Annotated in this window: 23 protein-coding genes; 12 read left to right on the top strand and 11 right to left on the bottom strand. The window is 42.6% G+C overall.

What is annotated here, in order from left to right; translation table 11 throughout:
• Window positions 1–4: 4 nt before the first annotated feature.
• The gene (locus P4S60_RS12600; RefSeq protein WP_229677542.1) at window positions 5–1,207 is read right to left on the bottom strand and encodes an efflux RND transporter periplasmic adaptor subunit; all 1,203 of its coding nucleotides are present in this window, start codon (window positions 1,205–1,207) and stop codon (window positions 5–7) included.
• A gap of 258 nt (window positions 1,208–1,465) precedes the next feature.
• On the opposite strand from P4S60_RS12600, the gene P4S60_RS12605 reads away from it, so the two are divergent.
• The 7 genes from P4S60_RS12605 to P4S60_RS12635 all read left to right on the top strand — a co-directional run bounded on the left by P4S60_RS12605 (window position 1,466) and on the right by P4S60_RS12635 (window position 7,644).
• The gene (locus P4S60_RS12605; RefSeq protein WP_063706431.1) at window positions 1,466–2,257 is read left to right on the top strand and encodes a crotonase/enoyl-CoA hydratase family protein; all 792 of its coding nucleotides are present in this window, start codon (window positions 1,466–1,468) and stop codon (window positions 2,255–2,257) included.
• Window positions 2,258–2,326: 69 nt separating this feature from the next.
• Window positions 2,327–2,680 carry a CidA/LrgA family protein gene (locus tag P4S60_RS12610; protein ID WP_105175281.1) on the top strand — a complete coding sequence of 118 codons (354 nt, stop codon included), beginning with the start codon at window positions 2,327–2,329 and terminating at the stop codon, window positions 2,678–2,680.
• Window positions 2,670–3,380: an LrgB family protein gene (locus tag P4S60_RS12615; RefSeq protein WP_105175282.1), complete on the top strand. Its 711-nt coding sequence runs from the start codon at window positions 2,670–2,672 to the stop codon at window positions 3,378–3,380. The genes P4S60_RS12610 and P4S60_RS12615 overlap by 11 nt, the downstream gene beginning before the upstream one ends.
• A gap of 33 nt (window positions 3,381–3,413) precedes the next feature.
• A complete protein-coding gene (locus P4S60_RS12620) occupies window positions 3,414–4,253 on the top strand; it encodes a mechanosensitive ion channel family protein (protein WP_337116157.1) in 840 nt (279 codons plus the stop codon).
• A gap of 101 nt (window positions 4,254–4,354) precedes the next feature.
• Complete coding sequence (locus P4S60_RS12625) at window positions 4,355–5,506, top strand: PepSY-associated TM helix domain-containing protein (protein WP_337116862.1); 1,152 nt, start codon at window positions 4,355–4,357, stop codon at window positions 5,504–5,506.
• Window positions 5,506–5,976 (top strand): hypothetical protein, encoded by a 471-nt coding sequence (locus tag P4S60_RS12630; protein WP_337116158.1) that lies wholly within the window; start codon window positions 5,506–5,508, stop codon window positions 5,974–5,976. Before P4S60_RS12625 ends, P4S60_RS12630 begins: the two co-directional genes overlap by 1 nt.
• 255 nt (window positions 5,977–6,231) lie before the next feature.
• A complete protein-coding gene (locus tag P4S60_RS12635) occupies window positions 6,232–7,644 on the top strand; it encodes a family 43 glycosylhydrolase (RefSeq protein ID WP_337116159.1) in 1,413 nt (470 codons plus the stop codon).
• A gap of 33 nt (window positions 7,645–7,677) precedes the next feature.
• On the opposite strand, the gene P4S60_RS12640 is transcribed toward P4S60_RS12635, so the two are convergent.
• Window positions 7,678–8,427, bottom strand: a complete 750-nt coding sequence (locus P4S60_RS12640; RefSeq protein ID WP_337116160.1) for an RIO1 family regulatory kinase/ATPase domain-containing protein — start codon at window positions 8,425–8,427, stop codon at window positions 7,678–7,680.
• A gap of 86 nt (window positions 8,428–8,513) precedes the next feature.
• Window positions 8,514–8,978 (bottom strand): MarR family winged helix-turn-helix transcriptional regulator, encoded by a 465-nt coding sequence (locus tag P4S60_RS12645; protein WP_337116161.1) that lies wholly within the window; start codon window positions 8,976–8,978, stop codon window positions 8,514–8,516.
• Between the two features lie 127 nt (window positions 8,979–9,105).
• Between P4S60_RS12645 and P4S60_RS12650 the strand changes: the two genes are divergently transcribed.
• From P4S60_RS12650 to P4S60_RS12660, 3 genes are read left to right on the top strand one after another with little or no spacing between them, the layout of a single operon-like run.
• The gene (locus tag P4S60_RS12650) at window positions 9,106–10,257 is read left to right on the top strand and encodes a hypothetical protein (RefSeq protein WP_337116162.1); all 1,152 of its coding nucleotides are present in this window, start codon (window positions 9,106–9,108) and stop codon (window positions 10,255–10,257) included.
• A gap of 48 nt (window positions 10,258–10,305) precedes the next feature.
• Entirely contained in the window at window positions 10,306–11,196 is an 891-nt protein-coding gene (locus tag P4S60_RS12655) for a dienelactone hydrolase family protein (protein ID WP_337116163.1), read from the top strand.
• Window positions 11,197–11,243: 47 nt separating this feature from the next.
• On the top strand, window positions 11,244–11,459 hold the full coding sequence (locus P4S60_RS12660; RefSeq protein ID WP_054562273.1) for a hypothetical protein: 216 nt from the start codon (window positions 11,244–11,246) through the stop codon (window positions 11,457–11,459).
• 77 nt (window positions 11,460–11,536) lie between these two features.
• Here the strand turns inward: P4S60_RS12660 and P4S60_RS12665 are convergent, their stop codons facing one another.
• From P4S60_RS12665 to P4S60_RS12695, 7 genes are all read right to left on the bottom strand, one after another.
• Window positions 11,537–12,244, bottom strand: coding sequence for a TorF family putative porin (locus P4S60_RS12665; protein ID WP_337116164.1), 708 nt, complete (start codon window positions 12,242–12,244; stop codon window positions 11,537–11,539).
• Between the two features lie 11 nt (window positions 12,245–12,255).
• Complete coding sequence (locus P4S60_RS12670; protein WP_058586477.1) at window positions 12,256–13,473, bottom strand: choline transporter; 1,218 nt, start codon at window positions 13,471–13,473, stop codon at window positions 12,256–12,258.
• Between the two features lie 128 nt (window positions 13,474–13,601).
• Entirely contained in the window at window positions 13,602–15,272 is a 1,671-nt protein-coding gene (betA, locus tag P4S60_RS12675) for a choline dehydrogenase (RefSeq protein ID WP_337116165.1), read from the bottom strand.
• On the bottom strand, window positions 15,272–16,735 hold the full coding sequence (gene betB, locus P4S60_RS12680; protein WP_337116166.1) for a betaine-aldehyde dehydrogenase: 1,464 nt from the start codon (window positions 16,733–16,735) through the stop codon (window positions 15,272–15,274). Before betB ends, betA begins: the two co-directional genes overlap by 1 nt.
• Window position 16,736: 1 nt before the next feature.
• A complete protein-coding gene (gene betI, locus P4S60_RS12685) occupies window positions 16,737–17,327 on the bottom strand; it encodes a transcriptional regulator BetI (RefSeq protein WP_055020667.1) in 591 nt (196 codons plus the stop codon).
• A gap of 293 nt (window positions 17,328–17,620) precedes the next feature.
• Window positions 17,621–18,088 (bottom strand): nuclear transport factor 2 family protein, encoded by a 468-nt coding sequence (locus tag P4S60_RS12690; protein WP_337116167.1) that lies wholly within the window; start codon window positions 18,086–18,088, stop codon window positions 17,621–17,623.
• Window positions 18,089–18,177: 89 nt separating this feature from the next.
• A complete protein-coding gene (locus P4S60_RS12695) occupies window positions 18,178–19,359 on the bottom strand; it encodes an MFS transporter (protein WP_337116168.1) in 1,182 nt (393 codons plus the stop codon).
• A gap of 110 nt (window positions 19,360–19,469) precedes the next feature.
• Here P4S60_RS12695 and P4S60_RS12700 point away from each other — a divergent pair, with 110 nt between their 5' ends.
• Both P4S60_RS12700 and P4S60_RS12705 read left to right on the top strand, forming a co-directional pair.
• Window positions 19,470–20,357, top strand: coding sequence for a LysR substrate-binding domain-containing protein (locus tag P4S60_RS12700; protein ID WP_337116169.1), 888 nt, complete (start codon window positions 19,470–19,472; stop codon window positions 20,355–20,357).
• Window positions 20,358–20,456: 99 nt separating this feature from the next.
• Window positions 20,457–21,548 carry an alkene reductase gene (locus P4S60_RS12705; protein WP_337116170.1) on the top strand — a complete coding sequence of 364 codons (1,092 nt, stop codon included), beginning with the start codon at window positions 20,457–20,459 and terminating at the stop codon, window positions 21,546–21,548.
• A 4-nt stretch (window positions 21,549–21,552) separates the two neighbouring features.
• Here P4S60_RS12705 and P4S60_RS12710 read toward each other — a convergent pair whose 3' ends face one another.
• Window positions 21,553–21,990, bottom strand: coding sequence for an acyltransferase (locus tag P4S60_RS12710; protein WP_337116171.1), 438 nt, complete (start codon window positions 21,988–21,990; stop codon window positions 21,553–21,555).
• Between the last annotated feature and the right edge of the window lie 12 nt (window positions 21,991–22,002).

Genomic DNA, 22,002 nt, shown 5'->3' on the forward strand with positions numbered 1-22,002 from the left:
ACTCCTAAGAGTTAGCTTTGCTAGAAATAGTGCCGGTTGTTTCATCGACATTTTTTTCAACAGCTTTCACTTCAACGCCTTGGCGAACTTTTTGTAAGCCTTCAATAATCACTCTTTCACCAGCTTCTAAGCCTGACTCAACCACCCACATTGCATTAATACGACGACCCAGCTTAACGATTCGCATCGCCACTTTGTTTTCGTCATCAACAACAAGCACAAACTTACCTTGTTGGTTTTCTTGCACTGCGACCTGCGGGATCAACGCCAACTCTTTTTTGTTCGTGCTTTCAACGATTAAAGTGACAAATAAGCCAGGCATGACAATGCCATCTGGGTTATCGAATGCAGCTCTAAGTTCAACCGTGCCTGTATTACGGTTAATTTTGGTATCAGCAAAATCAAGTACGCCTTTATCAGCGAAAGTCGAGTTGTTCGGTAAGCGTAAAGTTAAATCAATAGGCACATCACGAGGGTCTTTATCTGACGGTGCTTGATGATTTTGGCGATAAGAGATGTAGTCAGCTTCTTCAACCTGAAAGCTCACATAAATTGGGTCGACATCGGTCAGCTCTGCTAGTTCATTGGATGATGGGCCGACAATATTTCCCACGTCATAGTTTACTTTACCTATGCGCCCTGCAAACGGCGCTCGAATTTCGGTATACCCTAAATTGAGTTTCGCTTTTTCAAGCTCAGCCTCTGCGGCTTTTACCGCTGCAGTGGTTTGCTCAAAATTAGTAGTTAGTTTATCGAGGTCTGATTGTGAAATAAAACCTTGCGCTGCCACATCTTTACCACGCTTTAAATCACGTTCAGCGGCACCTGCTGCGGCAATTTTACTTTTTAAATCAGCTTCAGCTTCTGACACAGTCGAGCGGTACTCAGATGGGTCAATACGCAATAAGAGCTGATCTTTTTCAACCGATGAGCCTTCATTAAAGTGGCGTTCAATGAGTTCACCCTCAACACGGGCTCTAATCGCAACCTCTTGGAATGCTTCAGTGCGAGCAACAAATTCTCGGTAATTACCAACTTCTTGTGTGACGACATTAAATACTGATACAGCCGGTGGCGGCGTAGCTTGTTGTTGTGCTTTATCATCTGAACAGCCAACCAATGTGGTTGTTAATGCGACAGAAATTGCAGCAAAAGCCAAAGAACGAGATGATTGTTTTGTTATGCGAGCTGTTTTGCGCATCAGCATATATTTACTCCTTGTAGCGCGACTTAAAGCTAAGTCTAGTCGTGTCATGGGATTTTGCGAAAGTATCTAACTAATCACAAAATCAAACTAGCGATGAACTAGCATCTTTGTTTTAAAAATATACACCAATTTGTAACTAAATATATGACAAGGTTACCCATTTTTGGAAAATATAATGATTCCTTGCGACACATCAGCAATTCTTTACTTAGTTGTAATTAACTCGTAAGCTCTAGCAAACAGGTCAGAGGAGTTACCATGATAAAACTAGAAATAAAACAACAAGTCGCATGGGTTAGCCTTGCTCGTCCAGAGAAACAAAATGCGCTCAGTTTTGCCATGTTTGTCGAGCTTTCAAACGTAATCAAAAAAATTAAACGCGATCGCAGCTTACGTGCGGTGGTTATCTCTGGCGAAGGCGAACACTTTTGCTCTGGACTGGATGTTGCTGCGGTAATGAAAAAGCCAAGCAATATCATCAAGCTTTTATTCAAGTGGTTACCAGGAAACCAAAACTTAGCGCAAAAAGTAGTGCTAGGTTGGCAAGACTTAAGTATTCCGGTGATTGCAAAAGTAACCGGACACTGCTTTGGTGGCGGTATGCAAATCGCACTCGGTGCTGATTACCGCATCGTCGATAAAAACGCTAAATTAGCGATCATGGAAGCGCGTTGGGGCTTGTGTCCTGATATGGGAGCTAACGTGGTGCTTGCTGGCTTAATGAAGCGTGACCAAGCACTTTGGTTGGCAAGTCATGCAGGGCCGGTCTCGGCTGAAGACGCAAAAGAGTATGGCTTAGTTACACAACTCACTGATGACGTTGATAAACAAACCGATGCTGTACTAGAAACCCTCATGGCGCGCTCGCCGGATACCCTTGCTGCAATTAAACGAATTACTCAGCAAAGCTACCGTTCACAGCAACGCAAGATTCTCGCTAAAGAAACCTGGAGTCAAATTCGCTTACTGATGAATCCAAATACTAAAAAAGCGATTGCAAAGGCGAAAGGCGCAGAGGATATTCAGTTTAATAATGCCAAATCATGGTAAGCTAAAGTCGCATAGTACAACTGACAAGGGTATGATGTAGTTGTACTTTATTCGCAATTATCCTGACTTATGAAATACCTTATCAGTAGTGTCATTATTCTTACTTGCTTAGCCGTTGCAAAGTTTTTAACGGCTTTGCTTGAAAGCTCTTTCCCTGCCCCGTTACTCGGTATGGTGTTACTTCTCGTGCTACTGTTAACGGGCCTCGTTAAAGAACATCATTTAAAACCAGCTGCCAGCCCTTTACTTAATTACATGCCGTTGTTCTTCATCCCTGCAGGGGTTGGCATTATTGAGCATCTAGGTTTAATTTCGCAGAACTGGCCTTTATTACTGACTATTTTTATTGTCGTGCCACTGACCAGTGTTTTACTCATAGGCACTGTTATCGCCTATTTTAAAGGCCGTGAAAATGACAGTTAGTTTATGGTGGCTCAGCGTCCCGTGCATTATTGTACTTTTCTTAGTTCTGCGGTTTTTAAACGCGAAAACCCAGCACGCTACGGCTAAAGCGCTTAGTAATCCTGTGTGCTGGGCAATTGTGTTAACTGCAGCGTTGTTAGTGGCGCTTAAGCTCCCCTATGAGCCTTTTGCCGAGCACAGTAAAGTTTTAAGCTGGTTACTTGAGCCTGCCATTGTGGCATTGGCTTTACCGCTTTATCAGCAATTTATCCATGTCAAAAAGAACCTGCTACTAATCCTTATAAGTTGTAGTTTAGGGGTGATCAATGCCACCTTGGTCGCGTCGCTTATATGTTATTTTTTTGCAGCCCCGGCACAGTTAAGCGCATCTCTTGCGAGTTTGTCTGTAACAACCCCCATCACCTTGTTAGTGACAGAGTCGCTAGGCGGCATACCTTCTTTAGCGGCAGCCATGGTGATTTTTATTGGCGTACTTGGGGCTATATTTGGTAATTTGATTTTCTCGCTGATAAATATCCGCAATGCCCAAGCAAAAGGTGTTGCCATAGGTACCGCTTGCCATGCCATTGGAACTGCATCACTGATTAGTGATCAGCCAAAAGCAGGTGCCTTTGCCTCTGTGGCGATGGCATTAAGTGCGCTACTCAGCGCTATAATCGTGCCGATACTCTATCCTGTTATTCAGCATGTTCTGGTATAGTCAGAATTCGCAGTAACCTTGTTAGGAAAACACATGATTGACTCAGAAATACAGCAAGTCGAAAAATACTACAATCTGATAATGGAATATTTGGTCACCTACAGTATGCAAATTTTAGGTGCCATCTTAATTCTATTTATTGGCTTATGGATTGCGCAAAAAGTATCGAATATGGTTGCTGGCCTCATGCAGCGTCACAATATCGATATTACCCTCACCAACTTTGTCAGTAATGTCATCAAAGTATTGCTGATCATCATGTTCTTGGTTATTGCCCTTGGCAAAATTGGCATCAGCGTAACCCCTTTTGTCGCTGCCATTGGTGCTGCATCTTTAGGTGCTGGTTTAGCAATGCAAGGCATGCTTTCAAACTATGGTGCGGGCCTTGCTATCATTGCAACAAGGCCCTTTGTTGTTGGCGATACCATCGAAGTAAAAGGCGTTAGTGGTCAAGTTAAAACCATTGAGCTTGGTCACACAATTTTGATTAACGAAGAAAAAGTCGAAATCACCATTCCTAACAAACATATTGTTGGTGAGATTTTACATAACTCGTTTAGCTATTCATTAGTTAAAGGTGAAATAGACATCGCTTATGATGCCAATGCAGACCTCGCTATTGAGCTTATCGAAAAAGTGTTAGACGAGCATGAGCTTGTTAGCGATACTCCTCATGCACAAGTCGGTATTGAGCGTTTTGCCGAAAGCGGCGTTACCTTAAGCTATCGCTTTTGGGTGCCTACCACCAAAATAATTGAGACCAAATTAGCGGTGAACCGCAATGTATTTAAAGCAATTCAAGGGGCGGATATCGAAATTCCTTTCCCACAACGGATTGTTACCCTCAATCAAACTAATGATAAAGGCGCTTAATAGCGCCTTTTTTGCAGCTCGTCGACAGAGATTGTGTTTGGTCAAAAGATTGTAGTACAATTTAAATGATAACAATTACTATCATCAATTAATGTCGGGCTATTTTTACCATGAGTAAACGTCTTTGGTTCCAACTACATGGTTGGTTTTCGCTCCCTGTATGGGTGCTATTTTGCTTTATCTGCGTCACAGGTACTGTATCTGTGATAAGCCATGAGCTTACTTGGCTGAGCAACAGTGAAGCACGTGCAAGCAACCCAAATGATTTACCAGCACTTGGGGTTGATCAAGTTATTAATAGCGTTGAAAAAGCCTACCCGACTGCCGATGTAATGAGTGTGCTTACTTATGAGCCTTACTTGGTTAATGCGGTTATTTTCACTGATACCGACAAACCTTACGCTGTAGCTTATGTCAATCAATACACAGGCGAAGTACAAGCAGTTAATGACACTATCTCATTCATTGAATTTATGCGTACCCTGCACGGCTGGCTATTCTTTCCTTGGCAAGAAGGTTACAGCGTAGGTTACTACCTCGTCAGCGCCATGGCTTTTGTCCTTTTGGGTGCACTAGTAACTGGTTTAGTGATTTATAAAAACTTTTGGCGCGCATTTAGTCAGCCAAAACTACGTTTTAATCAAGGTAAAAAAACCTTTCTAAAAGATTTACATACCCTAAGTGGCGTTTGGTCAATTTGGTTTATGGCAGTAATGGCACTCACAGGCCTATGGTATTTAGTGCAAGCCATCATGTGGCATAACGAAATAGACATAGAAGAGCACGCGCCGCTCGTGGCTGTTTCAACTTTACCTGCGGACAAACAAACACCACCAACCGACTTAAAAGCGGCACTGGCAATTACCAAAGAGAAATACCCAGATTTCAAACCTAGCTATGTGATGCTGCCAGAGCATAACCGCGGCATGTTTAATATCATGGGCAGTGGCGATACTATTTTCTACGATAACTACGCTTACTCAACCTCGATCAATCCTTGGACGGGTGAAATTGCAGCAAGTAAAAGCCCTGAAACCATGTCGGGACTACTCACTCTTTCGCATATCGCCGATCCGCTGCATTACGGTAACATTGGCGGTCTGTGGACAAAGGTTATCTGGTTTATCTTTGGTTTAATTTTAAGTGGTATGTCGCTCACTGGCTTTATGATGTATGCCGCTAAATTAGTTAATAACAAACCTGTAAAAGCGCGCCAAACTGCGCCAGTAAATAACGTTCAGGAGGCAAACTAATGGCTCGTTTACAAGCAACTTGGTGGCAACGTAAAAAGTATATTTTGCATGCTGTGATACTGGCTTTGCCTGTGTGGTTTATTTATCAGTCATTGAACCCTCAGTTTCCTGCACTTTGGCAAGAACAACAAGCGGGCGAATTTAAAATCGCCCCGATGCCGCTTAATGAAGATGCTCCATACTCACACCACAATGAGTATGTTAAGGATTTCTTTATCGCCTTTAATCAAGGTGACATAAGTAATGTTCGTCAGGCGTATTTAAATATCGGCCAAGCGCCTTTACCACTGACTGAGTTTGCTAAAGATGAAGAAGGCATAATGCATGGCACCAATCATGGCCAGCATGCCCACGCGATAGCCCCTAAATCCATCTCAGCTGATGATAAACTGTGGATCACCGTCCAAACTTGGCAAGGCCAACTGCATACCCTCAAATGGGATATTCCCAGCCAGTTTATTACTCAATAACATCCGAAAAGCCACTCACTGAGTGGCTTTTTTGTATCTCAGCTAAATGCTAAAACCCACCCCAAAACAGTGAAAAGTAAAATTTTTGTTAATTATTTTTACCATTCACCTTTACAAAAGTAATAATATAATAAAGTATTATAAATAGTTTTCATTTGCACCAATACTCTTAACTGAGTTAGTAGCTGTAGATCAAAACTCATCCAAGGAGCAGAACACACAAGGAAAGCTCAATAACAATGATTTGGAGACACAATGATACTTTCAAAAAAAGCCCTAGCTGCACTCAGCTTGGCAACAACCCTCATACTGCCCAGTTCTTATGCGATTGATAATGGCGTATACACCATTAAATCAAAGTACAGTGCTAAGTTTGTTGAAGTAGCCAGCGCGCAAACCAACGACGGTGCAAATGTTAGTCAGTGGGCTGACACTAATCACGACACCCAGCGCTGGTTAATCACCAACATAGGTGGCAGTAACTATTCGGTTATTAACTTAAATAGTGGTAAAGCCCTCGAAGTGTTTGATTTCTCGACTGCCGATGGCGGTAATGTGGTGCAATATGAGTACGCTGATGTTGCCAGCCAACACTGGCAAATTAATGATGAAGGTAGCGGCTATTACAGCTTCATTAACGATCACAGTGGTAAGGCACTCGACCTTTATGCTTTTGATGGCAACGATGGCGCGAATATTAGCCAGTGGAGCTACAACGGCAGCGATGCACAGCAATGGCAGCTAACCAAGCTTGCTAATGTTGAATCAACCCCTTGGGATCCATCCACAACTAATGGCGCTGCAGATCACTGGCCACTTACAGGTAATTTAGTCACCCACGATCCAACCCTTGGCTATGAAAATGGCACTTGGTGGGTTTTTCAAACAGGCCCTGGTATTTACGGTAAATATTCAAGCAACGGTGTAGATTGGAATGATGCGCAACCAATTTTCTCAAATGGTTTAAGCTGGTGGAGTAACTATGTGCCAGATCATGATGGCATTGATGTCTGGGCGCCTGAATTAAAAAGCTACAATGGTCGTAGCTGGCTTTATTATTCGATTTCGACCTTTGGTTCACGTGTCAGTGCTATTGGCCTTACGTCAGCAAGTAGTGTGGCAACCGGTGACTGGCGTGATGATGGTTTAGTCATTAACACGACTAATAGCAATAATTATAACGCCATTGACCCTGATCTGGTGGTAGCAAAAGATGGTGCACCTTGGCTTGCCTTTGGTTCATGGAATTCGGGTATTAAACTAACGCGTATTAACCCAATGACCATGAAACCATTTGGCCAAATCTACTCTTTAGCAAGTCGCTCAGGTGGTATCGAAGCACCTACCATAGTGTATCGCCAAGGTTACTACTATTTGTTTGTGTCGGTTGGCAAATGCTGTGACGGCACGAATAGCACTTACCGCATTGCGTATGGCCGCTCTAGTGACATCCGCGGTCCATACCTAGATAAAAATGGCACCGACATGTTAGCCAGTGGCGGTAGCATTCTTGATGCGGGTAATAGCCAGTGGGTAGGTCCTGGTGGACAAGACATTTTAAATACCGATGTGATTGTTCGTCATGCTTATGATGCAGGTGATAATGGCACCCCTAAATTGCTCATCAGCACACTGAATTGGGATGCAAACGGTTGGCCTAAATACTAGTTCTCCCCCACTAAGCGCGTGCAAGCGCGCTTTTTACAATCTATCTAATATACTGCGAATAAAGTCAGAATTAAGAATCTGAGTGACTGCCCCGCTACACCATAAATAGGCACGTTGAATCGGATAACCTTTAAAAATCCAACGCTTACGCACATGATTAAAGTCGTGCAAATAATCCGCCTTTGCTTGCGGTAACGAGTCATTGGCTAACTTATGCCATGCTTTATAAACCCCACTCATATCCGCACCACGCATAAAACGCTGTAACCAGCGAGGAAAGCGTGCAAAGCGAATCGCTGACTGAAAATCAATAATGTAAGGCTTGCCATCTGTTGAACAAATCACGTTACCCAAATTACGTAAGTCGAGGTGCACCACGCCGCGGCGGTGCATTTTTGCTACCAAACGCTCAAACTCTTTAAAAAATTCACCCGATAAATGCTGCTGTTGCAAGGCAAGCTGACGAAGTGGCGTACCTTCAATAAAGTAATAAGCAATGGCAATTGATGACAAACGACAAAAGTTATCGGCCACTCCGTCTACGTCTTGCAGGCGTGCCAGCCCCTTGTACTCTTGATTGATAAAAAGCGGCGCGATGGTTTTTTTCACCCACCATGGGCTGTGCTGAAAGTCTTTAATAATTAAATCAAATTTCGCGTCTTTATAACGATAAACAATGGCATTGGCAAAGCGGCCTGTGTGAACAACCGACAAACCTTCGGGGCTAAATTGATGAGCTGGAAATTGAGCGTGAAGCTGCGCAAGCAAAGATGATTCAAACATAACAACCCGGACTTGTTAAAATTAAATGCCTAGGCAACTATATTATCAAAATGCGTCTTCAGCGACAATGTACCGCTTAGAGAAATTTATGCTTTTAAATTATGAATTGCTCTAAACAACAAGCTTGCGAGTTGATTTTGCTCATCATCAGAGAAGCCTGTAAGTGCTTTGCGATAAATATCATTTACCGTGGGTAAAATTTCTGGGTAAAGCTGTTGGCCTTTATCTGTGAGGCATAAAAGAGTTGAACGGCGATCTTCAACTGACTGCTTTTTAGCAACTAAGCCCTTGTCTTCTAAACGAGAAAGTAAGCGACTCATGGCACCACGGTCATACACCATGTGCTCACAAAGCTCAGCCAAGGTATTTACTTTACCGCGTGCAAGTAGCACAACCACAATGTATTGGGCCGACGTTAGTTCTTTATCTTCTAACGCATTATCAAGATGAGTCACTAGGTTTGAACGTAAGTAAGAGACTAAGCGACCTAAGTCTTGCACGGGATCTAAATCTTCAATGCAGCACTGGCCAATTGATGCAGGTTCTTTCATATTTCCTCTAAAGCGATGAATAGCAATTCATAGACAGTTAATCGGCAAAATAATTCAATCCTATTAGATTGCTTCAACGGCTATGAATAGTGTAGCGTGAAGAAGCGTACTAACTATCGGGGGCGTTATGCTAACTAAGCAACATATTATCAAGTATTTATCTCTTACAATACTGCTACTTCTTTGTTGGCTAGAGCACTATAACCATTTCATTATGCGCTTTATCGACAGCGCCCTTGTGCAATCAACACTAGTGTACGCTTCATCTCGTACAGTTAATGCTGCTATATCGCTGTTGCAATCAGCCGAAGTGGGCATTGGTATTGCGAGCATTCAACCTGCACAGCTTCTCGATCCAGTCAATGACCTAGCAGAGTACATGTCAGATGCTATGCGCCTCGCTATAGGCTCGTTATTTTTACAGCGCATTTTATACACGATTTCTTCTGGGGTTATTTTTAGTGGTGTTTTTACTGTTTCAGTAGTCGCTTACTTTATTTGTGAATGGCGTAACTATTTGCCTCACTTGCGTCATAAGATTATGGCAAGCCTGATTTTAATTCGCTTCTTAGTGCCTGCGGTAGTGCTGACAACAGGTCTTGTTAGCCAGATATTCTTAGATGAGCAAATTAATCAGCAAAGTGAACTGGTGAGCGAAAAAGTCGAGACGGTGAATAGCAGTGCAAATAATACCTCTGCCTTATCTGCCAAGCTAAAAGCCGAGGTTGATAGTGAAAAACAAACCATCTTCGACAAGCTCTCGCTATTAAATGAACAGCAGATTAAAAACCACCAGCAAGCGACAGAACTTAAAGTCAAGCTGGCAGAGGTTGATGGCCAAATAGAAGCGATTCAAGCAACCCGCAGCTTATCTGAACGACTGACCTTCACTGAGCTTGAACAAGCCAAGCCATTACTTGATAAAAAGCAGCAATTAACAGCGCAATTTAATGCGGTACTAAACCTGCAAAGACAGCTGAACCTAGACAAAGATGCCTTAAACGAACAACTAGAAAACTTAAATGCATCACTCAATCAAGACCAATCGTCGCAAGTGAGTAAAATTATAGACACCGTCAGCTCTGGCATTAGCAACATGGTGGCTGCCGTCGAAGACTTATTTATCGACTTTTTGAATATCTTGTCACTGCTGATTTTAAAGCTGTTATTAATGCCGCTAATATTTTTATACCTATTTAACAAAGCCTTTAAGGCCATTTGGCAGCGCCGTTTTATGGACGTGGTAATACAAACAAAGCAACTGGCTGTTAATCGCTGATATTTCAGCTAAAGTTATAAACCTAACTCGTTTTTAAAGGATATAAGTATGACTGAGCAACGCCATAATCACATTCCCCAAGAAGCTTTCGATTGGTACGATGAATACGCCCATGGCTTAATGGACCGTCGCACCTTTATGAAAAAGCTGGGTGGCTTAGCTGCCCTTGGCTATTCAATGGCAATGCTAAGTAGCGCTTTACTGCCAAACTACGCATTAGCTGAGCAAGTATCCTTTAATGACCCTGATATCAAAGCCAGTTATAAAACCTTTGATTCGTTTAAAGGTCACGGCGAAGGTAAAGGTTATTTAGTCGAGCCTGCTAATTTAACGGGTAAGCACCCATTAGTGTTAGTGATCCACGAAAACAGAGGCTTAAACCCTTATATTAAAGATGTTGCTCGTCGTCTTGCCAAAGCCGGTTTTATTGCCTTTGCGCCAGATGCATTGCACCCTCTTGGAGGCTACCCTGGTAATGATGATGAAGGCCGCGCAATGCAGCGCTCTATGGATAAAGAAAAAATCCAACAAGACTTTATCGCCGCAGCTGAATACATAAAAAGACACCCAAATAGTAACGGTAAACTCGGTGCGGTAGGCTTTTGCTTTGGTGGTTATATGGTTAACTACCTAGCTGCAGTTGATAGCAAACTAATTAATGCGGGCGTACCCTATTACGGCACTCCGGCTGTTAAAGAGCTTAGACAAAATATCAAAGCCCCACTGCTAGTACACTTAGCTGAGTTTGATAACCGCGTTAATGCAACTTGGCCAGAATATGAGAGCGACTTAAAAGCGCATCAAGTGCCTTACACGATGCACATGTATGAACAAGCAAATCATGGTTTTCATAACGACTCTACATCTCGTTATGATGAAAAACAGGCGGAGCTTTCATGGCAACGCACACTGGCGTTTTTCAATGAGCAATTGATTTAAACAGAGCAATTTCATACACTCTCGAAAAAATTTAGGCTAGAAAAGAGATGGAATCGCAAGTCAGTTATCGCTTTGACTCACAGCAAACCGCCAATCGGTTTTTAAACAAGCTTAAGCATTGGTCAGTGGCTAAGGTCACTGCGAGCCTTTGCCAAGGTGGTTATGGCGTGAAAATACGCTACGAAGTCGATACCAGTGGCTTTGATTACACCCTTGCTGAGCTTGATGATTTAGCGATGCAGCACGAAGGCGAAGAGATTTAATACCCATATTCTAAGCATAAAAAAACGGCTAACAAAGGTTAGCCGTTTTTATTAAAGCTGTGCTAACAAAACACTACTTATAAATCAAAGCTACGTGAAATAGACGCGACAATGCGCTCATCTGCGGTATCCCAGTCAAGGCTGGTATTTTCGCCTGCAAGCTCAAAATCAAAACCTGCAAAGCTTGTTTGATAGGCTAAACGATAATGGTTGTATGACTTATCATTACCATCCCAAGCAAACTTATTGCCATCTAATGAGTTAGATACATCAAAACTGGCACGAATTGCATGATTTGGGGCAATTTCAAAGGTATGGGCAAGCATAGAAATCACATGCCCTGCATCGGTACCGAAGTAATCCCAAGCGTACCAGAAGTTAAGTTCTGTAAAACCTAGGCTATTGGTATAGCCAAACTTTGCATAAGTCTCAAAATAATTACCATCGCTTGAGTAATCTTCACCGTGGTATGAGTAGTAAGCAATACCATAATCAACACTAAGGGCGTCAGTTAACTCAGCATAGTTACCAAAATACGCATCCCACTCGATGTCTGTGCCATCGCCAAAATCTACATTTGAAGCCCAAGTACCTACATACATACCTGAATCTGCAAAAGCATAATCTAAGCTACCCTGAATCGCGGGGTCATTCATGGTTTGGCTTACACCATTAAAGGTATAATCTGAAGCCAATGTAACCGTAGTCGATAAGTCAGCCATGGCTGATGTCGATAGTAATGCCAATGGCAACGCTGCTGCTAATACTGTTTGTCTTGTTGTCATGTTGGTTTCCCCTAGCTAACTGTTTCTATTTTTGTGTAATCTAATTTATTGTCTTTTGGTGAGCCTTCGATATTTTTTACTGTTTTTAACTTGCTGTAGCCAATAAACGCAGCACAGCCAAAAAATAACGCAATAACGAGCGCACCAACCCATTGGATCTGTAAAAAGTCGAACTTAAACAGCAGGGTTAACAATGAAAGTGCCACCACATTTAAGGCAATATAATTAAATTTACCTAAACGCTTCACCGTTAAGTTTAGGTTATCTGTGTATAAACGGATCAAAGAATCAAGTGAGTTGATCACAAACACCACACCAACAAACACCATAGCGATGTTTTTCAGGCCTGCTGTTGCAATACCAGCTTCATGATATTGATACAAAACACTAAACCAGATAGCGATTGGAATAGACGGGAAAATCAACATAGCCGCCAGTACTTGGTAAGTTTTTAAACCACCCACAAAGCGCGAAGTAAATTGACCAATCATGATGCTCCAAGCAAACCACCAAAACAGGTAGAAGGCATGGTAATCATTCAGCGGTAAAATAAATTCATTGATATTGCCAAAGTAACCGCCGATCAACGCAAGGTTATCAACAAATGCAGATGTTTGTGCATCAGAACCAACAAAGGCACCGAACCACATAAATGCGATTAAAGCGATAAACAACCAAGTAGTAGAAATACTTAAAAAGCGTACATACTTAATGTCTGTGCTCGAATACACAGCAAAACAAATCGCTGCAAACACCATTAAGTAGAATGTCGGAATAATTGACTCACCATCACCAAGCGACGGTAAATACCAAGGTAAATTCGACAGCAGTAAAAATGCAGTAAATGCGCATGTACCAATAATAACGATGTTATTAATTAGTTTTACCCAAGCAATTTCAAAGAATTTTACTTTAGGTTCTATTACACAGAAATAAAAGCACGTAAGGAAATAAAATCCCCAGATCAAGAAGCCCCAATAACCAAATTCAATGGCTAGAGGATTGGCAAACGCATACTCTGGGCTTGCTTTTATGTCTGCATAACCTGCAAACTCTGTCAGTGGAAACATAATCAAGCCAACGTCTAGGCCCGATGTAAATAAAATTGCAATGAACGTAAACGTTCTAACCGGTGTGACGCCAACACACCTTACCGTACCCCATTTAAATAAAATAACCGCAATTGCTAACAGGGTAAAAATGATGCCAGCACTAAGCCAAAAGGTCATAGTTACCCCCCAAAATAAGTAATAATACTTCATTGTTTCTCCAGTTTTATTCCTCGCATTAACGCATCACAAACAACTCGTGATGCGCGCCACTGCAAGCCCCACAGCCGAAACTGCGGGTGGCCTTATTAGATCTCCGAACTACGTCGCGTTGATTGCCATTGTTTTTCCGTGGCAACATCTGCAGTTGATGCCGATAACACAGGCTTACCTAAAATGTGGTCTGCCGCTTTTTCTGCCACCATAATGGTAGGCGCATTTAAATTACCGTTTGGAACGGTTGGGAAGATAGATGAATCTACAACCCGTAAACCTTCGATACCGTGTACTTGAGTTTGCGAGTTAACCACGGCCATCTCGTCTTCACCCATTTTGCATGAACAAGACGGATGGTAAGCACTCTCAACCGCTTGACGAACAAAAGCATCGATTTCTTCATCGCTTTGAACATCTTTACCAGGTTGAATTTCACCATCGCGATACTCATCAAACGCACTTTGCTCAATAATCTCACGAGTTAGACGTACGCAAGCTCTAAAGCCTTCAATGTCATCTTGATGCTGTAAGTAGTTAAATTGGATCTTAGGTGCCACCTTTGGATCCGCCGACTTAATCGTTACTGCACCACGGCTTTTTGGTTTGTTATGCCCAACATGAACTTGGAAGCCATGACCATCAAAGGCACTTTTACCGTCATAACGAATTGCAGCTGGTAAAAAGTGATACTGAATATCTGGCCACTCAACGCCCGGTTTTGAGCGAATAAATGCACATGATTCAAAATGGTTCGTCGCCCCTAAACCTGAGCGGTTTAATAGCCAACGAGCACCAATTAGCCCTTTTGAAACAAGGCCTAATTTGCCGTTTAAAGTAATTGGTTGCTTACACTTATATTGGAAGTAAAATTCCAAGTGATCTTGTAAGTTTTGGCCAACACCTGGTAAGTGATGTTTAACCTCAACACCCGCTTCGCTCAGGATATCTTTATCACCAATTCCTGATAATTGCAGAATATGCGGTGAACCAATTGGGCCCGCACTTAAAACAACGTCTTTTGCTGCAAATGCTTGCTGCTTAGAGCCAGATACTGAAAACTCTACACCAACGACTTTTTTACCTTCTAGCAAAACTTTTTCAGCTAAAGCACCGGTGACCAGCGTTAAGTTTTTACGTGACTTAACAGGGTCTAAATACTCACGACTGGCAGAGCTTCTTACGCCATCTTTAACCGTCATATGCATTGGCCCAAAGCCTTCTTGCTGGGCAGCATTGTAGTCATCAGTGTGCGCATAACCTGCTTGTTGACCCGCTTTGATAAAGGCTTTATAAAGCGGGTTAGCCATTTCATTACCGTTATTAACCCCTAATGGGCCATTTTCGCCACGGTAACTATTACCACCTAAGTAGAAGGATTCAGCACGTTTAAAATACGGTAAGCAAGCTTGGTAATCCCAACCATTAGCACCGTGTTGCTGCCACTCATCAAAATCTTTGGCATGACCACGTACATAAACCATGCCGTTAATCGATGATGAGCCACCTAACACCTTACCTCGTGGGCAGTGCATTTGACGGTTATCTAAATATGGCTCTGGCTCGGTATGAAATTGCCATGCATATTTGTCGGTATTCATCGGGATTGATAGCGCGGTAGGCATCTTTATAAAAATGCTTTTATCGCTACCACCCGTTTCAAGTAATAACACCTTATTAGAAGGGTCTGCAGATAGTCGGTTTGCCAACACGCAGCCTGCTGAGCCAGCACCGACTATGATGTAATCATAGTTCTGTGTACTCATTAAAATGGACTCTCTATATTGCTCATACCCACATAAATCGATTTAGTTTGGGTATAGTGATCTAAGGTTTCGATGCCGTTTTCACGGCCGATACCTGATTGCTTATAACCACCTACAGGCATTTCTGCAGGTGAATTACCATAGCTGTTTATCCAACAAATACCGGCTTGTAATTGGTGGATCACGCGGTGTGCACGCTGAATATCTTTAGTGAACACGCCTGCGGCTAAGCCTAGGTGGGTATCGTTTGCACGCTGAATAACGTCATCTTCATCATCAAACACCAACACGCTCATTACCGGGCCAAAGATCTCTTCTTTAACTATGGTCATGTCGTCTTTACAGTCGATAAAAACGGTCGGTTCCACAAAGTAGCCGTTTGGCGCAGATGCAGGTGACAGTGCCTTACCACCAGTTAATAAGGTTGCGCCTTCTTGAATACCTTTATCGATATAACCAAGCACAAGCTCTTGGTGTTTTTTAGAGATAAGCGCCCCTAAATTCACCTCAGGATCCATTGGGTCGCCAGCAATAATATTTTGCTCAGTGCGTGTTTTCAGCTCATCAATAAACTGCTGATAAACATTTTTATGCACATAAATGCGCGTACAGTTAGTGCAGATTTCGCCTTGCGTATAAAAATTACCTAGCATTGCCGCACTAACAGCTTGTGATACATCGGCATCATCAAATACTAATAACGGTGACTTACCGCCAAGCTCCATGGTCACATCTTTAAGTGAGCCTGCAGCGCTTGCCATTACTTTTTTGCCTGTGCCCACTTCACCAGTGAACGACACTTTTTCAATATTTGGGTTTGCTGTTAACCATTGCCCTACTTCAGCAGCGCCTTGCACAACGTTGAATACGCCAGCAGGTACACCCGCTTCGATGAAAATCTCTGCAAGTTTAATTGCACCAAGCGGTGTTTCTTCAGAAGGTTTGAAAATAACCGCATTACCCGCAGCCAGTGCTGGGCCAGATTTCCAACACGCAATTTGTAGTGGGTAGTTCCATGCGCCAATACCAGCACAGATACCTAAAGGCTCTTTACGTGTGTAGTAAAAATCATTGCCAACCATTTGTTGCTGACCAACTTGCGCAGGAGCAAGACCAGCAAAATATTCGATAACATCGGCGCCAGTTTCAACATCAACACACTCGGCTTCTTGCCAAGGCTTACCCGTATCAAGTACTTCTACTTTTGCCAGTTCATCGTTACGTTCGCGTAAGATTGCCACGGCTTTTAATAAAATACGGCTACGCTCAATTGGCGTCATTGCAGACCATGCTGCAAACCCTTGTTTTGCGCTTTCGATTGCCGCGTTTTGAATAAACTCATCAGCGATTTCAACGTGATAAATCACTTCATCCGTTGCAGGATTCTTAACTGCAAAGGTATCGCCAGTTTGATTCTTTAAAAAATGGCCATTAATAAAATTTTCGTAAACAGGTGTGGTCATTTTAGGCTCCATACTGTTTTATCAGTGAACGAATATAGTCTTTGGCTAATCGCTCACAATTTTCGAATTGATCTTGGTCTGACTTACTTAATACGGCTCTTAGCCATAAACCATCGATCATGGCTGCACTTAGCTCAGCAGCTAAATTGGCATCGCTATCGCTCATTAACTGTTTGAATGAGCTTAATAAGTTACTAAATAAACGTTTACTATTTACGTTTTGTAAGCGATGCAACTGGGCGTCGTGCATTGAATGCGCCCAAAAGCTCAACCAAGTTTTGGTGTTGTTGCTTTGCTGCTGAATACGCGAAAAGTTTGCTTCAACGATAAACATTAATCGTTGCTCTGGGCTGGTCTGCGGCGTTACTTGATTCAAAAGTGCTTGCTTTAAGCTGGTCAATAAATAACGCACAGTGGCTTCAATTAAGCCCTGCTTACCACCAAAATAATGGCTGATAATGCCAGACGATAAGCCTGCCTTTTTACTAATGCTATTTATGGTGGTGCCTTGCAAACCAAGCTCTGCAACCGACTCTATTGTGGCGTCAATTAACTGCTGACGACGAACAGGTTCCATTCCAACTTTCGGCATAATTTTTTATTGATTGAACGTTCAATTAAAATAAAGATTAAGGTAATGAGCATGGCAATTCAAGGTTGACAAATTGTAAACAGCCGCAAAGCTACACTCCTAAGTTAAGCTAACTCACTGTTCTTAGGTTTATTATCCGAAATATAAAAAAGTTTTAAATTTATTCAAAATAAAGCCTAAAAAGTATGAATTTAGGCTGAAATGCGGAAAAAAGAGAATATTTATTGCAGGCGTATTTTTAATAAAAAAGCGCTTATAAAAGCGCTCATGTTAGGCAAAAAGTTAAGCAAAGCTCATTCGTGGTATTTACGAATAACCGCTATATTGCCATCTTCTATTTCGAGCACATCCATAATGGTTTGCGTGTATTCAATTTCTTGCTGGTTTTGTGGGTGTATACCTTTAGCATGATGGGTATAACGTAAAGCAATGGCAGAATCATTAAAAATAAAGGTATCGAGTAAGTTTGCTTGGTATTCAGTGTGTGCCCCAAGGTAAAAGGTCATGCCTTTACGCATCATCGCTTTGCCATCTGGCTCCCTTGAATCATCTGTTTGATAAGGTAAATGTTGGTTTGCTACATCGTCAGTTAATAAAGCTAAAAAGGCTTCTAACTCTTTGTTGGTGGCATTGGGTGCTTGTGTTGCAACCATGGTATTAAAGTATTGCTGTGCTAATGCTGTGAGCTCTGGGTTAACTTGCTTTGCTTGGCTGCTAAATGTGCTTAACAGGCAAATAGCTAGAAAATAAAGGTGCTTCATCGTTATTCCTTGTGGTTTTAGTTATTGACTAATAATCAAACTACGCACCTAAAATAACGACAAAGCATCGAACTATCAACAATTTAGTTTTAAGCTGTTTGTGGCTTTGGAGCTTCGCGTTTATCTAAATAGCCGCTGTATCGTGTTGCAATTAACGCAGCTAAACTGATGATAGCGCCAATCCAAGCAGTGTCTTGCAATGAGTAGTTTTCAACGACAACACCACCTAACACTGAACCTAGCGCAATCCCGATATTAAACGCTGCAATGTTCAACCCTGAGGCCACATCGACGGCATTGGGTGTGAACTTTTCGGCAAGTTTAACCACATAAACTTGCAGCCCAGGCACATTACCAAACGCAAATGCCCCCCATACAAGTATGGTCAGTACCGCGACGACTTTAGATTGCATGGTAAAGGTCAGCAACAAGAGCACAATACTTAAAGCACTAAAGATAATAGTCAGCGCACTAATGGGGCCTTTTTTATCGGCTAATTTACCGCCGTAAATATTACCAACAGCAACCGATACCCCATATACCAGCATAATTAAACTAATGGTGGCTGATGCAAAACCAGTTTGCTGCTCTAAAATAGGGGCTAAATAGGTAAAGGCAGTAAATGTGCCGCCATAACCAAGTATGGTCATCAAGTACACCAGTAAAAGCCTAGGTTGCACCATTACTTTTAGCTGCTCACTCAAAGTCGCAGGTTTACTTTGCTTTAAGTTGCTCGGAATTAAAAACGCGCTACCAATCAGTGCAATTAAGCCCAGTAAAGACACCACTAAAAAGGTTGCTCGCCAACCAAAGTGCTGACCAATCCAAGTTCCTAATGGCACACCGGTTACTAATGCAACCGTTAAACCTGTAAACATAATCGCAATAGCACTGGCTTCTTTATCTTTACTGACAAGCCCAGTAGCGATGGTTGAACCTATTGAGAAAAACACCCCATGGGCAAGGCCTGTTAAAATCCTTGCAGTGATCAAGCCGCCATAACTAGGTGCTTGCCAAGCTAATAAATTACCAATTACAAATAGGCTCATTAAGCTAAGTAATACATATTTTCGATTCCAGCGTCCGGTAAGCGCAGTTAATACTGGCGCCCCCACCGCTACACCTAATGCGTACAAGCTAACAAGTAGCCCGGCACTCGGTAACGAAACCGCTAAATCATCAGCGATAGTTGGTACTAAGCCGACAATCACAAACTCAGTAGTGCCTATGGCAAACGCACTGAGAGTTAACGCTAGTAATGCTATTGGCATCACATATCCTCTGTTTAATTTTAAAAGTGCGGCTATTGTGGCTAAAATTAAATTTGCAAAAAATAGCAGTAGTGACAAAATACTTTTGTCAAAAATGAAAAGGTAAAACCATGAGCGTGATCTCCAACACCCAAGATTTAGAAGCATTTATTAGCGTGGTTGATACCGGCGGGTTCTCAAATGCAGCCAATGCTCTCGATGAGCAAGTTGCAAAAATATCACGGGCGGTAACTCGGCTTGAAAAATCCTTAAACGTTACCTTATTCAACCGCACCACAAGACGCATTGAGCTAACCGAAGAAGGTCAGTTATTTTTAGGTTATGCTAGAGAAGCACTGAGTCAGCTTGCACAAGGCGAAGAGGCCTTAAAGCTTCTGCACTGCGCCCCATCAGGAAAATTAAGAGTCGATGCCGCAAGCCCCTTTGTGTTTCACCAATTAGCGCCACATTTAAAAGCCTTTAACCAAGCTTATCCTGACATAAAACTCGAGATCACCAGCCACGACAACATTATCGATTTGCTTGAGCATAAAACCGATATTGCTATTCGTATTGGCGAGCTTGCTGACTCAAACTTGCATGCGCGCACTTTGGGAGTTAGCAAACTACAGCTCGTTGCCAGCCCTGATTATTTAAAAGCAGCACCGCCATTAAACGAGCTAACCGACTTAGCCTCGCACCAGCTTATTGGTTTTACCGATGCGCCGCATTTAAATCACTGGCCGCTAACCACGCCTTTAGACCTTAAATTTTCAATCAGTGCATCAAGTGGTGAAACTGTGCGCCAGCTTTGTATACAGGGCCATGGCATTACCTTGTTGTCGGAATTTATGATCAACGAAGATTTAAAAGCAGGCCGTTTAGTTAAAGTGCTCGAAGGCGAGGTACTGAGCCCTAATCGCCGCGAAAAAGTGCATGCGGTGTATTATCAAAACAGCGGTGTGTCATCACGAGTATTAGCGTTTTTAGACTTTATAGCACCCAGGTTAACGCTCTAGTTTTTTGCATTTTTAACAAAAGTGTTTTGTGATTACTGGCATTAATTTCATAAATAATTTTCGTTATGCTGAAAGCATATTCGCTTTCAAGGAGCCGTAATGAACAAATTATTCGATACCGTACAACTTGCCGGTCATACATTAAAAAACCGCATTGTCATGCCCCCGATGACCCGCTCTCGCTCATCACAACCGGGTGATATCGCCAATGAGTTAATGGCCGACTACTATGCACAGCGTGCCAGCGCCGGCTTAATTATCAGCGAAGGTACACAAATATCAGCCCTCGGGAAGGGCTATGCTTGGACACCGGGTATTTATACTGCCGAGCAAATTGCCGGTTGGAAGAAAGTAACCGACAAAGTTCATCAAGCTGGTGGCATTATGTTCGCTCAGCTTTGGCATGTTGGCCGCGTATCTCACCCAAGTAACACAGGTGGCGAGCAACCAATTGCGCCGTCAGCTATTGCAGCTAAAGACGTTAAAGTTTTTATTGATGAAGATGAAAAACCCGACTTTGTTGCCACAGCACAGCCACGCACAATGAGTCATGACGACATCAAACAGGTTATAAACGAATACCGTCAAGCTGCCCGTAATGCTGTAGATGCAGGGTTTGATGGCATTGAACTCCACGCTGCTAATGGTTACTTAATTAATCAATTTATTGATTCAGAGTCGAACCAACGCACCGATGAATACGGCGGCAGTATAGAAAACCGCTTACGCTTTTTACAACAAGTGACACAAGCGGTATGTGATGAAATTGGCGCTGAGCGTGTTGGCGTACGCCTTGCTCCACTCACAACACTCAATGGGACGGTCGATGTTAACCCGTTCGAAACCTATATTGGCGCAGCAAAAGTACTCAATGATCTTAACGTTGCTTATCTGCACATTGCCGAAGCTGATTGGGATGATGCGCCTTTAATGGAGCAAAGCTTTAAGCAAGCGCTACGTGAAAACTATGCTGGATTAATGATTTATGCAGGCAAGTATACTGGCGAGAAAGCAGAGCAAGCACTGGCCGCAGGCTGGGCTGATTTAATTGGTTTTGGTCGCCCGTTTGTTGCCAACCCAGATTTGCCAGCACGAATTGAACAAGGCATTGAACTGGCTCAGCATGATCCAGATACCCTATTTGGAGGCGGTGCAAAAGGCTACACTGACTACCCTTTAGCAACGCAATAACGCACTAAAAAAGGTGGCTCGTCAACCAATAGCTCAATACAATAAAGCTGATGTTGGCGAGCGCTCTTAACCACCAAGGAGCAGAGCTAAAATGTATTTGGCTGTACTTGCTTACTAATACCAAAGCGCCCATCACTGTAAACCAAGGAGTAAAAAAGAATAGTGGCTTTAACTTCACTAAACTCACTGCTAAATCGTGCAGCGCACCACTGACAGCAAAAGTAACAACAACCGCACACCAAACCGGCATAATGTCATTGCAAGGCTTCATCACATACCGAGATAAATAATAGCTCCACACCGGATTCCAATATCGCCAAAATAAATAAAATGAGCAAGCACCTAGAGAACGTGTCAGCATATTGCGCAACGAATCTTTATGCCCAAGGGGCACACCTGTGCGTTTTTTAACGTATTGAGCAAGGGTAATAGCTGCTGACACCGGCTTTCTCTT

It is taken from the genome of Pseudoalteromonas sp. Hal040 (genome assembly GCF_037162425.1).
Lineage (GTDB): Bacteria > Pseudomonadota > Gammaproteobacteria > Enterobacterales > Alteromonadaceae > Pseudoalteromonas > Pseudoalteromonas gelatinilytica.